Annotated in this window: 1 protein-coding gene (cut by a window edge); it reads right to left on the reverse strand. The window is 67.5% G+C overall.

Features of this window, described 5'->3' with window-relative positions; genetic code table 11:
* Nucleotides 1-16,445 carry part of the coding region annotated (locus SM757_RS26780) for a hypothetical protein (RefSeq protein WP_322467725.1) on the reverse strand (this coding region is incomplete at both ends). Its footprint begins 23,047 nt before the window's first position, so 16,445 of the 39,492 annotated nt are shown.

Raw genomic sequence — 16,445 nt, forward strand, 5'->3', positions numbered from 1 at the left:
GCCAAGTCCGCTGCAAGCTGGTCCGCCAGCGTGCCCTTGCCGGCGGTGACGCTGTAGGCCACGCCGCCGACGTTGACGGTGTAGACCGCGCCGGCCACCGGCACCCAGCCCGTGGTGTCCACGAAAGCCGCGCCAGCGCCCTGCCCCGGCGTCACGCCGGCCGAGCCCAGGTAGCCGGTGAAGGCGGTCTCGGCCGTGACCGCGGCCGTGCCGCTGACCACGAGCAGGCTGCCCAGGCGCTGCGCGGCGTTGGGCGTCGCAGCGTTGATGGACGATGCAAGGCGGTCCAGCAGCGTCGCAAGGGTGTCGTCGCTGGTCGCGACCTGCGTATAGCGGCTGCCGCCCACGCCGATCGAGTAACGCGCGCCGGCCACCAGGCGCCAGCCGCTGGCGTCCACGGCGGTGCCCACGCTGGCGCTGGACTGTGCCGCGCTCGTGCTGGTGGTGACGGCCTGCGCCAACTGGGCGCCTTGCGCCCCGGCGACGGTGATGGCGTCGCCCACGCGCCTGGCTTCGTAGGTGTGCGGCGCGTTGATGGCCTGCACCAGCCGGTCGAGCAGCGCATCGATGCTGTCGCCCGCAATGCCGGTGACGGTGAAGGTGTCGTTGAATATCTTGGCCGTGTATCGGGCCCCGGCCACGACATGCCAGCCCGCGGCGTCGATGGTCGCTTCGCCCCAGCGCCCGCCACCGGTGGCGTCGACGGTGATGCCGCTGCGGTCGGTCATGGAGAAGCCCATGCCCGATTGCGCGGTGCCGGATCGCAGGTCGATGCTGCCCGTGGCGTAGAGCTGGCCGCCGAAGCCGTCGGCCATGTTGCCCAGCACCAGCTCGCCCTGCGACTGGATGCTCAGCGTGGCAGCCTTGCCGCTGACGACGACGGGCTGGGCCGCGTCCCAGCGCATGTCCTCGATGCCGGGGTTGTAGAAGAACGGATGGTCCTTGCCCGCGAGCAGCGCGCCCTGCGCGTAGACCGCCGCGCCCTTGACGGTGATGGCACTGCCGTGGCCCGCGCTGTAGAGCTGGGCGTTCTCGTAGACCGTGACCACGCCCTTGGCCAGCAGCTCCAGCCGCGCGTCGGCTTCCATGACGACCGCGCCGCCCTGCGCCGTGGCCGTACCGAGCGTGATGGCGTCGCCCGCGTTGAGCTGCAGCGACTGCCCCGGGGCCTGGGCGCTGAGCACCATGCCCTCGACGACGATGTCGTCACCGGCGTTGACCTGCATCGAGCCCATGAGGCCGATGGAGCCGTGCAAGCGCACGTCCTGGCTGGCGGTGATGGAGAGCTCGTAGTCGTAGGTGGCCGCGGTGGCGCGGTTGGAGCGCACCACGCCGGCGATGTCCACGTTCCTGCCCGTGAGCACGATGGAGGCGCCCGTCTCCAGCCAGCCCGACGCATCGTCGGAGCCGGTGAGGATGCGCAGGTCGCCCTGGGTGGACTCGATCTGCAACAGCGACAAGTCCGAGCCCTTGCCTATCGTGTTGCCGATCAGCACGTCGTTGACGCCGGACAGCACGATGCGCGCGCCAGCGTCCAGGCTGGTGAAGTTGGCGGTGCTGTAGGTGCGCAGGCTGACCTCACCGGCGGCAGCGCTGGTGCCGGCGTTGATGAGGATGTCGTGTTGCGCCGTCAGGCGGCCGCGCAGCTCCAGCGTGCCCGTGGCGTTGATGATGATGTTGGCGTTGGCGCCATGCGCCACGAAGTCACCCGCGATGGTGACCTTGCCGGCCGGGTTGAGCACCATGGAGCCGCTGAGCGTCTCGATGAGGCTGGTGGTCTGGAAGTCCACCGCCAGGCTGCCGCCGGCGCTGGTGCCGGCGTACATGTTCACGCCGCTGTAGGCGCGGATGGCACCGGCGATGGTGATCGTGCCCGCCGGGGCGCTGGCCTTGCCCAGGTTGACCACCGAGCCCCGCTCGCTGGCGTCAATGGCCCAGGCGCGCGAGGACGTGGTGGCGCCGGTGGTGGCGGCCGCGTCGGCCACTTGCGTGAAGCCCAGGCGCTGCGCCCCGCCGGTGGCGGTGCGCGCGATGCGCAGCTCGTAGTTGCTGGTGAACATCAGGCGCCCGTCCACCAGGCGCACGGTGACCTTGTCCTTGAGCGCCGTGGCGTCGATGGCCTTTTGCAGGTCATCGCGCAGCGAGGCCAAGCCGCGGTTGCCGCCGCTGCGGTCGCCCGCGGCCACCGTGAGGTTGGCGCCCAAGTCCGTGCTGCCCATCTCGACTTCCAGGCGCAGCGAGGCCGCGCCACCGAGGTGGCCGTCGGCGAACTCGGCAAAGCCATCGGCCACCAGCTCCTGGGTCCAGGCCGGCGTGAGCACCGACATGTCGCCCGCCGCCGACAGCGTGATGGTGCTGTTCTCGCGCCAAGTGCGCAGGTGCACGTTGCCGCCGACGACCATGCCCTCGTCGGCCCAGGGATCGGCGGCCGTGGCCACGCGGGTGCTGGCGCCGCCGCGCACGTCTATGGTCTTGCCCGCGAGCAGGTCGCGCCCCAGGCTCACGCGCCGGTCGGCGCGGATGCGGATGGCCGAGTCGCCATCGAAGTTGCGGACGCTGCTGCCGAGGTAGTAGCCCGTGGCGTCGTAGCTGTCCACCACTTCGCCGCCGGCCACCAACTGGCCCATCAGCCACGCGTCCTGGGCGGCGTCTATCTGCAGCACGCCATTGGCATTGTGGACCGCCAGCACGGCCGCGCCGGGCAGGTATACGCCGATGCCGTCCGCATCGGCGCCGCCGTGCACGTCTATCAGTGCGCTGGCGCGCACGCGCGCGCCCACCTCGACGCTGGTGCCGTCCAGGGCGACGGTGGTGACGCCCAGCGCCACCTGGCCGGTGGCGGTGATGCGCACGGTGGAGTCTTCGCCCGACCAGCGGATGGTTTCGCTGGTGAGGCGCCCGGCGCTGTTGAACGCCTGCGAGGCCTGGCCACCGGACAGCACCATGCCGCCCAGCTCGACCTTGCCCTGGGCGTCGATGAGCACCAGGCCGCCGGAGCCGTCGCTGGTCCAGCCGTAGGCGGTCAGGCCCGCGGCGGTGCCCAGCACCACGCCCTTGCCGTTGTCGTCGGCGCCCGGACCGGTGGTGGTCCTGAGCGTCACGGACTTGGTGGCGGTGATGGCGTTGTCGACGAGGATCTGCTCGCCCGCCGTGACGGACACGGTCGAGTCCGCGCCGCTGTAGACGACACCGGAGCTGCCGCGCGCGCCGCCGGCGATGATCGCTCCGTGCAGCTCGACGTCGTCGCGACCGATGATGGTGATGTGGCTGCGGGCTTCGCCGGTGGCCAGCGTGGAGGCCTCGTGCACGTACACGCTGGTGCCCGCCAGCGGCGCACCGCTGGGCTGCGAGCCGCGGCCCTGCAGCGTGATGTCGCCGTGGACCTCGGCCGTGCCCTGCCAGTAGACGGTACGGTCGGACTTGATCTCCAGGTCCGAACCCTGGCCCATGAGATTGATGATGCCGCCCACCACGAGCGCGTCATCGTGCACGTCGATCTTGAAGTCGCCGTCGTTTTGCAGCGTGGTGATGCTGCCGGTGAGCAGGAAGCCAGCGCCGCGCTGGCCCAGGAGCTCGTGCGGCTGCTGCACCTGCAGCGCGTCGATGATGCCGTCGTTCTCGGCGTCGTAGGCGTAGACCAGGTAGCGGTGCGTGCCGTCACTGACGATCCAGCGCTTGGTCGGCACCACCGGAGACCCCGGCTTGGAGCTGTCCAGCGTGAAGGAGGACACGAGCTGGCTTCCCGCCGCGGCGGAGGCGTTGTAGTACACCGGGCCGGCCACGAACTGGAAGCCCGTCTGGGCCTTGATCAGCTCCTGCTGGTCGCCGGTGAGCTGATCGAAGGGCGTGCCGGCCTGGGGCACCGCGACGTGGCTCCAGGTGATGTCGGTGCCCTGGTACTGGGCGCCGGAGACGGCAAAGGTCAGCCGGTACTGGTCCGCCTGGGGCTTGCTGGCGTTGTAGTAGGCCGTGCCATTCCAGCGGCGGTAGCCCAGCTTGGCCAGCACGTAGTCCTGCTGCTGCACCGACAGGTCGGCCCACTTCGAGCCGGGTGCCGCCGGCTGCACGCTGCCCCACCACTCCTTGGTCGAGGCCGTGTAGTCCCCGGTTGCCCCTTCAACGAAGCCGTCGCGCACGGGCTTGGTGCCGCCGCTGGCGTCGACGTAGACCTCGCGCTGCACGGCCACGTAGCCGAGCGTCTTGAGCACCGCAGAGCGCTGCGCGACGCTGAGGTTCTCGAACGCGGTGCCGTCCGTGGGCTTGGCCACGCCGCCCCAGTCCAGAGCGTCGACGTCGTAGGTGCCGCCGGTGCTGGTGAAGCCGCTGATCCAGCGCAGGTTGGGCGCGGCATTGGCGTTGAAGTAATGGGTGCCGTCGTAGCGGTCGTAGCCCAGGGCATGGGCCACCACGTCCTTCTGTGCCTGCGTGAGCGCGGAAAAGCCCGTACCCGCCGCCGGCGCACCGGCGCTGCCCCAGGCCACATCGGCATTGAGGTAGTCGGTGACGACACCCTGGGTGAAGCTGCCGACCAGCTTGAGGCCAGGCTTGGCGCTGTAGTTGTAGAACTGCGTGGCGGTGCCGGCGGCCTCGGCCGCGGCGATGGCGTTGACGACCGCGGTCTTCTGTGCGGCCGTGAGGTCCTTGAACAGCGTCTCCTGTGCAGGCCGCACGCGCGAGGCGATGAGCGCCTGCTGATCCGCGCTGAGGTCGTCGAACGGGTTGTGTTCGAGCTGGAGATGAGCGTCGCTGGTGGCGAGCGTGAAGCGCGTGGCGTCGGTGAGGCCCTGCACACGCAGCTGCGTCACCGGGTCTACCGTCTGCGCCACTACCTGCAGGCCGCTGCCGGCCTTGGCGCGAACCGCCGCGGCCAGGGACTTGGCAACGTTGGCGCGGGTCTGGTCGTCGGTGCTGCCCACATCGCCGGACTGCACCGTGTAGCTCACGGCGCTGCCGTTGACCGTCAGCGTCAGCGAGTCGCCGACGTTGAAGCTGCCCCGCACCATCACCGATTTGCCGCCGTCGATGTCCGACACCACCAAACGGGTGCCGTCGCCCGCGGCCACATTGGGCACGGTGCTGCCGGTCAGGCGCACCGTGGAGATGGAGGCCGACGTGCTGACGCCGGCCTTGACACCGGCCGGATCGGTCTTCTGCTGCGCGGTGATGGCCTCGGCCAGGCCCTTGGCGACGTTGCTGCGGGTGATGCTGTCGCTCAGGCCGATATCGGCCTGCGTGACCTTGTAGCTGACGCTGCGGCCGTTGATGCTCAAGGACACCACGTTGCCCACGGCATAGCTGCCGCCAAAGGTCAGGCGCTCGGTCTGGACCGGGACGAACTGCACGTGGGCATCGACCACGGCCTGCTGCTGCGCCGTGAGCTCGGCGTACGGCGTGCCGGACAAGGGCTTGTCGACCTTGACGGTCTGGCCGCCGACTTGCAGCGTCCAGTCGGCGTCGGCGATGGCCACCGTGAAGTTGAGCGTGGACGCGGCGATCCAGTCGGCGCGGGAGATGTCGGCGTAGTCCAGCGGGATGCTGGCCCAGGCATCCACCGGGATCATCGCGTAGTCGTAACGGTAGCCCAGGGCATTGGCCACCACCAGGCGCTGGCTGACGCTGAGCTGCGCGAAGCTCGCGTTGGCTGCGGGCGCGGGAACGCCCGCGCCCGCCCAGTCGATCTGGGCGTTGTTGTAGTCGGCCGAGACGCCCTGCACGAAGCCCGTGAGCACCTGGCGGCCGGCGGCCGCGTTGGGGTTGTAGTAGACCGTGCCGTCAAAACGCTGGTAGCTCGCGGCCTGTGAGGCGTCCACCATCGAGCCGCTGCTGAGCCCGCCGACGAACTGGCTGGTGGCGGCGTTGTAGAAGCCGCCGTTGGCATACACGGTGTAGCCGTTGGCGTTGGCGATCTGCTGCTTGACGTTGTCCGGCAGGTTCGCGAACGCCGTGTACTCCTCCAGCGACACGGCCGTGGCATTGCTGCCCAGCACGAGCTTGCCGCTGCTGATGAGCGCCTTGAGCGCGGCGCTGACGCGCCCCTTTTGCAGGTCAGCCACCGTGGCGGCGATGTCGCCCGCCCCGCTGAGCTGGACCGGCTTGCCGTCGGCCTGGTAGGTCTTGCCCGGCAGGGTGTCGAAGTACTGGGCGAAATCGTCCTGCACCGCGCCGGAGTCCAGCGTCATCGCGCCGGCGGCGGTGAGCGCGCCGGCCAGGCGCAGCTCGCCCTGGGTGTGCAACTCCAGGACGGAGCCGGCACCGGTGAGATAGGGCTTCTTGTCGGCACCGAATGCCGCGCCGGAGACCACGCTGCTGCCGGAGAGGACGTGGATGTACTTCCCGCCCTTGAGGTTGATGACGCCCCCCGCGTTGCGCGTCTCGACCGAGGCGCCTTCGAGCAACACCAAGCCGGTCCCGGCGCTCACGTCGACGCGCGCGTTGGCACCGCCGTTCACGCCGGCAAAGAGGCCACCGGCGTTGTAGATGGAAGCGGAGGTGGCGATCTTGAGGACGCTGTTGGCGTCCAGCGTCAGGATGGAGCTGCCCTTGTCGGTGGTCAGGCTGTTGACGTCGCTGCCGTAGGTGACGAAGCCGCCACGGCCGGTGCTGCCGCTGATGTTGATGTCCACCAGCGAGCGGCCGCGCACGCTGCCCTGCACCAGCATCTGCTCGTCCACGGCCACGTGCACCTCGCCGGCGAGCACGCCCACGCCGAGCGTCACGACGGGAGCGCGGCTGTTCTGCGCCTCGACCTTGAGCAGGCGTGCGTTGAGCGACAGGCTCTGGCTGGAGCGCACGTCGCCCACGACCTCGATGCGGTCGGCCTGGAGCACCGCCACGTCGTCGAGCTGGGCCGAGAAGTCGTACAGGCCCACGCGGCCGTCGATGGCATCGCCCACGCGCATGACCACGCCGGCGGCGCGATGGCCGATGGTGATGCTGCTGAAGCCGTCGGCCAGCGCGGAAAGGTCGCGCATGCCTAGGTCCAGGTAGCCCGACTTGCCGGCCAGCGAGTTGTCCACGCCGTACAGCGAGTCGGCCGCGCCGCCGATGCGGTAATTCTGGCCTTGTGCCTTGGCGCGAATGGCCAGCGTACCGGTACCGAGCACGCGGTCGTTGCCCGCAACGAAGTCGATGTCGTCGGCAACGAGGCTGATGGCCCCGCCGCTGCGGGCGGTGCTGATGATGCCGCCGTCCAGGCTGAACAGCGCTTCGCGGCCGGCCAGCTCGACGTCGATCTTGCCGTTGGCGGTGTAGAGGCCGCCGTTGACGCGTCCGCTGGCGACGACGGACAGGCTGTCGGCCTCGCGCACGACGATGTCGCCAAAGCCGGCGCCGGCCGTGGCCTTGTTGACCACGGTGAGGCTGGCCAGTTGCGTATTGAGCGTGCCCTTGATGCCGGAAGCCTCGACGCTGAACAGCGCATTGGGCGCCACCAACTGGGCCTGGGTCACGTCCAGCAAGCCGCTGGCCGTGAGGATCAGGTCGGTGCGGTTCCAGCTTGCGTTGCTGCCGGTGCGCAGCGCGGTGGTGGAGGCCGAGTCCTGGAGCTCGACGCGTTCCAGGCTGTCGTCGAAGATGACGGTGCGGGTGATGCCCTGGCCCGTGATCACCACGAGCTGGCGGTTGTTGAGCTGGATGGGCGCGGTGGAGGTGAACTTGTCCACCACCACGCGGTCGTTGCCTGCGCCGCCCACGAGCTTGAGCACGCCGGCGGTGGTGACGGTGATCACGTCATCGCCGGCCCCTGCGTCAACCGTGTCCAGGGTGCCGTTGACACGGATGTTGTCGGCACCGCCACCGCTGGAGATGACGTTCTCGCCGGCGCCCATGTCGATGTTCTCGGCACCTTCGCCGCCGACGAACTTGTCGTTGCCGTCGCCACCCCAGAAGTTGATGCCGCTGGAGGCGCCGCCGAGGAACTCGTCGTTGCCCACGCCGCCGCGGATGTTGCTGCCTGCGGCGCCGGAGAGGACCACGAAGCTGTCGTTGCCCGATCCGCCGTCGAAGTCCAGCGCCGCCTTGACGCCGGTGCCGACGTAGATGGAGTCGTTGCCCTTGCCGCCACGCCCCACGATGCGCTTGACCTTGGAGGCGTCGTACTCGCGGGTCTGGCCCAGCGAGCGCACGTAGATCCTGCTGCCGTCGTCGCTGGCGTCGACGCTGTAGGACTCCGCAACGATGTCGTCGTAGAGCTTGCCGCTGCCATAGCGGCCCGACTGGTCGCCCATGTGCAGCGACAGGGTGCCGTCGCTGGACAGGTCGCTGATGTCCGGCGGCGCGCCCAGCGTCCACATGTAGCTGCCCGACACGGTGACGCCCATCACCGTGGCCGAGGCGGCCAGGTAGGCACTGGCCGGCGTGATGTCGATATCGCCGCGGAAGCCGGCAAGGGTGAAGTCGATGGAGAACAGGCCGAGGTCTACCTCGAAATCCAGCGAACCCCAGACGGAGGCGGCAAAGCGCGGACGGCTGCTGAGCAGCATGCTCATGCCGGCGTTGAGGTGCAGCGGGCCGAGGTAGATGTTGAGCTCGGACTTGCCCCGGATCTCGAACTGGCCATCGGAGCTGACGAAGCCGCCGACGTCCACAGTGAGGGCGTGGAAGAAGTCCAGCGAGCCGTTGAACTCCAGCTTGAAGACGCTGTCGACGACGCTCATGCGGCCGGCGAACTGGATGTCGAAGGCCAGCAGCTTGATCTTGCCGTCGAGCGCCAGGTCGAAGTAGGTGTTGCCCGCGATGGTGTGCGTGCGGCCGCCGCTGTCGGGCAGCGTGGTGTAGGCGTGGGAGCTGGTGTTGATCTGCAGCGTCGCGTCGGCCTTGATGTTGAGCACCGAAACGCCCATCTCCACCTTGGTCTTCACGAACATGGCGAAGAACGGCTTGTTGCTGGCGTCCATGCCGAACGCGGCCGCACCGGCCACGCCGATTTCGCCGAAGGCGCCCAGGTCGAGCGTGACGTCCATCGCCGCCTGCACACCCTTGCTGTCGATGAGCAGGTCCACCGCGCCACGAAGCTCGATGGGGCCCACGTCGATACTGGCCTTGCCCGAGACGCGCAGCGAACGGGCCGCCACGTCAACCATCGAGGCCTTGCCGGTGCTGTCGTAGAACGTGCCCGTGACCGGATCGCGCCCGCGCACGCGCTGCGTGCTGCTGGTGGTGTTGATCTGCAGCAGGAAGCGGCCCTTGACGCTGAAGACGCTGCCGCCGTCGATGATGGTGGAGTCGGCGTTGGCGCCGCCGACTTCCAGCGCGCCGTACAGGCCCGTTTCGTTGGCACCGGAAGCGTTGGTGTCGAGCACGAAGCCCAGCGTGCCGGTGACGCCCAGCGGCTTGAGCACGGGCAGGTTCAGCTGTGCCGTGGCACCCAGCTCCAGCGTGACCTTGGTGCCGACCTGTGCGGCGATGACGGAGAAGTCGCCCTTGAGCTTGAGCGCGCCGGCCATGAGGCTGAGGTCGCCGTTGCCCACGACGGCAGCGTACATGCCCGTCCAGCTCGCATCCTTGCCGGGCGGGTAGGCGCTGATGGTGAAGGTGTCGTAGCCGGTGAGGTGGCGGAAGCTCTCAGGCACCGTGTAGACCACGTCGTGGCCGAAGGTGTTGAGCTGCAGGCGCAGTTGTGCATCAAGCTGCACCACGGGGCCCAGACTGAGGTTGCCGCTGAGGTCCAGGCGCGCGGCCACGCCGCCGCTGTTGATGACCAGCAGGCCCTTGGCGGCGCGCTTGAGGTTGAAGCCGTCCGGTCCGATCTGCACTTCCACGTCGGCAAAGGCGGTGAGGCCCTCGCTCTCGCTGAGGCGGAAGTCCAGCACGCCATGCATCTTGGTCAGGCCGAAGAGGTTGACCTCGGCCTGGCCATACAGGCGCAGGAACTGCTCGTTGTACGTCAGTACGATGGGCGCGTCCTTGTTGCCCGTGGGGATGCCGTAGCCCTGGTGCACGACGTCCTTGGAGTCCTTCCAAGTGCTCTTGGAGAAGTCGATGGTCGTCAGGCCGAACTGGACGTTGGGCGCCAGGTCGTAGGAGACGGCGCCGGTCTTCTCGTCCTTGGTGAACTTGCCCAGCTCCAGCTTCAGCCGTGCACCGGTGTTGATCTCGATGGCGAGGTTTTCGGCCTTGAGGGTCGCGCCGGGCACGCCGTTGAGGCCCACCATGTCCAGCGTCGCACGGCCGGCGACGTACACGCCCACGGCGATGCCGGTGGTGTCGATGACCAGTTCCTTGGCCGCGACCAGGCCCAGGTTGAAGTTGCGCACCACCAGGCCCACGGCCTTGTCGTTGACGGCGTCCTTGGTGTCGATGCGCCCGTCGCCGTTGCTGTCGTAGAAGTAGCCCTTGCCGCCGACGGGAACGCCGATGAAGCCGTTGGCGTCCTTGATGCCGATGGCCAGCGACGTGACGATGGTGTCCTGGCCGTTGTTGAGCGTGACGTGCTCGGAGCCCTTCTTGGTCAGCGCCATGGACCCCGAGAGCTGCAGGAAGCCGCCCAGGTTGACCTGCGCGTAACCGATCTGGACCTGGATGATCTCCTGGTCGAAGTCCAGGAAGACGCCGTTGTTGCCACCGGCCGGCAGCATGAAGCCGGCCTTGTCGAGCTTGCCGTTGGCGTTGCGGTCCTCGCTCAGGTCGAGCGTGCCGTTGCCGTTGGTGTCCTCGCCCGGGTCCAGGTAGCCGTTGCCGTTCTTGTCCTCGCCGGTGTCGAGCTTGCCATTGCCGTTGGTGTCCTCGGTGTAGTCCTTGAACGACGGGCTGAGCTTGTAGTTGATCGACGGCGGGCCGAAGAGCTGCAGCCCGGCGTTGATGGCGGCCACGGCCGTGGAAACCTCCGGCCCCATGTTGGGGTCGGGAACGACGAAGGTGTTGATGTTGACCTCAACATCCTTGGCCACCACCTTCATGATGTCGTCGGGGATGCCGACGACGGAGGCCGACTCCATGCTGGCCTTGGCCGAGATGAACTTGGGCGCGTACTGCGACAGGCCCGGAATCATGTCGGCCAGCGTGGGCGTCATGATGGCCACGCCGAAGTCGACGTTGGTCACCTCGACGCCGATGGCACCCTTGTTCACCTTGTCCGGGATGCCATCGGGCACGCCATTGGGACCGGTGAGGTCGTCGCCATAGCGGTACGGGCCATTGATGCCCGCGAAGCCGGTGAGGTTGGCGCCGCCCAGCGTCAGCGTCGTGACTTGCAGCGGCAGCGGGTTGAGCACGACGCCGGCTGCAGAACCAATCTGGTTGAGCATGGGCGCCAGGCCACCGGCGTCGACGGCAACGTTGAAGACCTCACCCAGGCGGAAGGCCAGCGAGCCACGCAGGTACAGGAACTTGGCCACCTCGATCTCGGCCAGGCCGATATCGAGGCCGATGACGGGGTTGCCGCTGAGGTCGAGCGTTACCGGCGTGCCGCCGGTCTGGATCTTCAGGCCCTTGCTACCGTCGCTGTTCTTGACGCTGGAGTAGATCGGACGCGCGCTGACCAGCGGCCGGGTGGCGCCCGGCAGCTTGAGCGCCGTGTCTCCACCGAGGTTGACATCGACGCTGATGTTGCGACCCTGGATCTTCAGGATGTCGCCCAGCCCGTAGACGCCCAACTCGTCGGCATGCGCGCTGACGGAGAGCACGTTCTGAGCAGCCAACCAGGCCGGCAGATCGGCCTTGAAGTAGCCCACGGCCAAGTCAAGGTGCTGCAGACCAAAGCCCACGAGGCTGCTTTGCTGCGACAGCGGCTTGCTGAAGTCGGGGTTGCCCAGGCCGACGAACAGGTTGACGTTGCTGGCACCGAAGCTGATGCCCTTGAACGTCACACCGTGGATCACGGAGAAGTCCGGCTCTATCTTGAAGAGCGTGTTCAGGATGTCGGTGGCCTTCATGCCGCCGGGCAGGACGGCACCGGACACCGCGTCGATGGCGGCCTTGACGCCCGCACCCAGCATCGGGTCCACACCCGTGGCCATGTCGGCCACGAAAGTCTGACCCAGCGACAGCTTGAAGTCGCCACGGAAGTGGACGAAGTTGCCGATATCGAACTTCAGGTCGGGCAGTGTGATCGAGCCCGTCACGCCGGCCAGGCCGATGCGAATGTCGATGTCCTTGAGCGTGCTCAGGCCATTGCGAATCCACTCCGGCGCATTGGTCATGGCATCGGCGGCCATGTTGGCCAGGCCAGCCAGGCTGATGCTCGGCAGCAGCATGTTGGCGTCGAATGCCGGCAGGTCGGGCATCTTGAAGCCCGGCAGGTTGATGCCTGCCAGGCTGAAGCCCACGCCCAGGTCCAGCGGCGGCAGCTCGAACTTGAAGTCGAAGCTGGTACGGAAGGACAGCAGGTCGAAGATGCCCAGCCTCGCCGTCATGCCCACGCGCATGAAGTTCGAGTTGAAGCTGAGGTTCAGCGCCTTCGGGTCGCTGCCGATGCCGATGTCCAGCCCCTTGCCGCCATTGATGGTGGAGAAGTCCGCATACACCGAGGGCAAGGGCAGCCCCGCGCCGGTCACCGCACCGTTGAACTGGAACTTCACGTCCTGCGCATCGAGCGTGAGGTACGGGTCCGTACCCACCAGGCCGACCTTGTTGGCCTTGGCGCTCAGACCGAAGAAGTGGAGCGGGAAATTGATGCCGCCGCCCAGCGTGGGCTGGACCATCGCCAGCGCGAAGTCGAGGCTGTCCACGGCCAAGCCGATGGACTTGTCGTTGACGCCGTCGGCGGCGTCGATCTTGCCGTCGTGGTTGCTGTCCGTGCGATACGGGCCGTTGAAGCCCGCGAAGGCCTGCACGCCCTTGCCGGCCACGACCAGCGCATCGGCGGCCGTGGTGAAGTTCATGCCCAGGCCGTGGAAACCCACGCTGTCCAGCGTGCGCTTCTGGAAGGCGAAGCCGCCTTCCAGCGACAGGAAGCCGGCGATCTTGGTCGTGGCCAAGCCCACGCTGGCTTCGATGACCGCATTGTTGAAGTTCAACAGCACCGGCGAGGCAGGATCGCCGGTGGCGATGCTCATGCCGCTGACCGACTTGCCCAACGCATCATGGGTGTAGTCGAGCACGAAGGCAGGGTTGGTGCTGGTGTTGATGGCGACCTGCACGTCCTTCAGGCTGAACTGGATGACGTCGCCAAACCCGATGAAGCCCACCTGGTTCGCGCTGGCCTTGAGGGAGATGAACTTGGTGTTCATCACCCGGTCCTGGAACAGTGCCAGGCCGAAGGTGAAGTCGTCCACCACGAGGCCGACGGCGTCCGGGTGGGCCACGGCGTCGGCCGTGGTGATGCGGCCATCGCCGTTGGAGTCCGTCCGGTACGGGCCACCCGTGCCGATGAAGGCCTGCACATGCGCCGCGCCGACGGTGAACCCCTTGGCCACCACGGGCACGTTGAGCCCACCAACGGTCTTGGCGCTCAGCAGCGTGGAGCTGCCGTTCTGCTCGAAGGCAAACGAGCCCGACACATAGACGAAATCGGAGATCTTCAGCGTCGCGCGGTTCAAGCTGGCGCCGATGGTCTGGCCGGTCATGTCCAGCAGGACGTTCCCGGCGCCGGTGTTGACCTGGAAGCCGCCGGTCGAGGCGAAGCTCGTCTTCAAGTTCAGCGCCGGACCGGTCTTGGCGAGGTTGAGCTTGAAATCGATGCCCGCAACCGAGAGATCGAAGTCCTTGGGATCGAAGCCGTAGATCTTGACGAGGTCGGCATGGCCCTTGGCGGCCGTGTAGCTCATGCCGGTCGAGCTCTTGACCTGCAGCACGCCAAAGTCGATGCCTTCGGCACCGAAGCCATAGAGCGAGCTGGCCTGGGCGGAGAATTTCTTGGTGCGGTCGAAACCTTCGCTGGCGTAGCCGACGAAGACATCGATGTTGGAGCCGCCGATGGCGAAGCCCTTGGCATTGGGCACCGGCACGCCGCCGGCGTTGAGGGTGCCGAAATCGCCCTGCTGGAAGCCGATGGCGCCCTGGATGTAGAAGAAGCTGGAAATCTGCAGCGTGGCCTTGCCGGCGAACACGCCCAGGCGGTTGCCCTTGAAGTCCAGGGTCACAGGCTGGCCACCGGTGGCCAGTTGCTTGGCACCGCCGCCGCTGGCGGTGAAATTCAGCTCACGGCCGGCAACGCTGGCGCTGTTGTATTCCAGGTTCAGGTCCGACACCGACAACTGGAAGTCAGCGGAGTCGAAGCCGTACACGGCCATGTTGTCGGCGTGCGCCTTGAGCGCGCGGTAGCTCGTGCCGCTGCTGTCCTTGAGGTTGAGCAGTCCGAAGGACAGGCCGTCGACGCCGAAACCGTAGAGCCCGCTCTTTTGCTGCTCCAGCGTCTTCGTGGGATCGATGCCGTTTTCCGCGTAGCCGACGAAGGCCGTGATGTTGCTGCCGCCGATGGAGAAGCCCTTGGCGCCCACGACCGCCGTCGGCAGCGTGGCACCCGCCTTGAGCGCGGTGCCCGCATCGTCGAACTTCTCGAAGCCGATGGAGCCGCTGAAGTACATGAACTTCGAGATCGCCAGCGTGGCGCGCTGGGCATAGACGCCCATGCGTCGGCCACCGGCGAAGTCCAGCGTCACGGCACCCGTGGAGCCCAGCGTGAGGCCGCCGTTGAAGGACGTCTTGAAGTCCACCGTGCTGCCGTTGGCGGCGGCAGAGTTGATCTCCAGGCTCAGGTCTTGAGCGGACAGCTCGAAGACGCTGGGATCGAAGCCGTAGATGGCGGCCTTGGCAAGGTTGGCCTTGACGGCGGTATAGGACTGTCCCCCGGCGCGGGCCACAACGACGCCGAAGCTGCCGCCGCTGACGCCAAAGCCGTAGAGATTGGAAGCTTGTTGATCCAGCGTCTTCGTGGTGTCGAAGCCGCCGTCGGCATAGCCGACGAAGGCCGTGATGTTGGCGCCCGTGATGGCCAGCACCGAGCCTGCGTTCACCGCCGTGCTGACGCCGGTCGAAGTCTTGACCGTCAGCGGGTTGGCCGGGGTGTACTTCTCAAAGCCTATGCGTCCGCTGACGTAGGCAAAGTCGAAGAATTTGAGCGTGACGTCGCCTTCGGCGCGCACCAGCTCGCCGGCAGAGCCGGCGATCTTGAGCACGGTCGAGCTGCCGCTGCCGGTGGCAATCGAGAAGTTCTTGGCTGCGAAGTCGACCACCTGGTCGCCTGCGCGACTGGCCTGGTTGACCTCAACGCTGATGTTGCGGACCGTGGGCACCAGGTCGGACAGGCCGACGAATCCCACGCTGGAGGCGCTGGCGCTCAGGGCGGTCCATTTGCGGCTGGCGTCGCTCTTGGCGCTGAGCAGTGCCAAGCCGAAATCGATGTGCTCCAGCTTGAGGCCCACGGCGTCGTTCGTACCGCCGTTGACGCCTGCGAACACGTCCAGGTTGGAGCCGCCAATGGTCAGTGCGCTGACCTGCACCTGCTCGGCGCTGGCGGCACCCGCCTTCTTGGCCAGCGTCACGGTCTGGTCGCTCTTGCTGACCGCCAGGTTGCCGCTGACATGCACGAAGCCGAAGACGTCCACGGTCAGCGTGCCGCTGGCCTGCAGCAACTCGCCCTTGGTCCCCTCCAGGCTCAGCTTCATGGAGGAAGCCGCGCCCGTGATCACGTTCAGCGACGTGGCGCCGGTGGCGTAATCGACGACGGTGGTGGCTGCACCGTCGGCTTGGTTGACCGCCACGTTCACGCCGCTGGCGGCGATGGTCAGGTCATTGCCCAGACCAACGAAGCCCACCTTGGCGGCAGTCGCTTGCAGCGTCGTCCACTTGCGTGCGCTGCCGCCCTTCTCGGACAACAGGGCCAAGCCGAAATCGACACCGCTCATTTCCAGGCCGAGCCGGTCGGCGCTGCTGGCATTGAGCCCTGCGAATGCCGTGAGGTTGTGGCCGCCGAGGCTGAGCACGTCCACGTCCACCTGCTCACCGGTGGCTGCGCCGCCCGTCTTGGCGAGTGTGACCTTCTGGGTGGTCTTGCGGATGCCAACGTCACCGCTGATGGTGACGAAATTCGCCACGTTGGCACTGAAGCCGCTGACGGCAAAGGTTGCCGTGTTGGCCCCGATGGCTTGGCCGAAGGTGTAGTTGAGGCTGCCGACAGACAGCTTGTCGCCTGCTGCAACGGCGCCGGCCGAACCCGTGTACTGCACGAGCGCGGAGTTGGCTTTGACCTCAGCCAAGCTGCCGATGTTGGCTGCCAGCGTGCCACCGGAAAGCTCGAACACGGTGGCGCCGGCTCCGGCAGCGCGCAGACCAAAGTTGGCGTCCTTGAGCGAGAGTGAAGCGACCGATCCTGCGGTCAACGCTGCGCTGACCTTGGAGCCCACGGCGACCAAAGTGCTGCCTTGCTTGGCAAAGCCGAGGTCACCCGACAGCGTCACGAAGTTGGCGATGTCCGCCGAGAAGCCCTTGAGGCTGAACGCCACGGTGTTGGCGGCGATCGCCTGGCTGAACGTGTAGCTCTGGCTGCCGACGTTGACCTTGGTGCCGGC

It is taken from the genome of Azohydromonas lata, from assembly GCF_034427735.1.
Classification (GTDB): Bacteria; Pseudomonadota; Gammaproteobacteria; order Burkholderiales; family Burkholderiaceae_C; genus Azohydromonas; species Azohydromonas lata.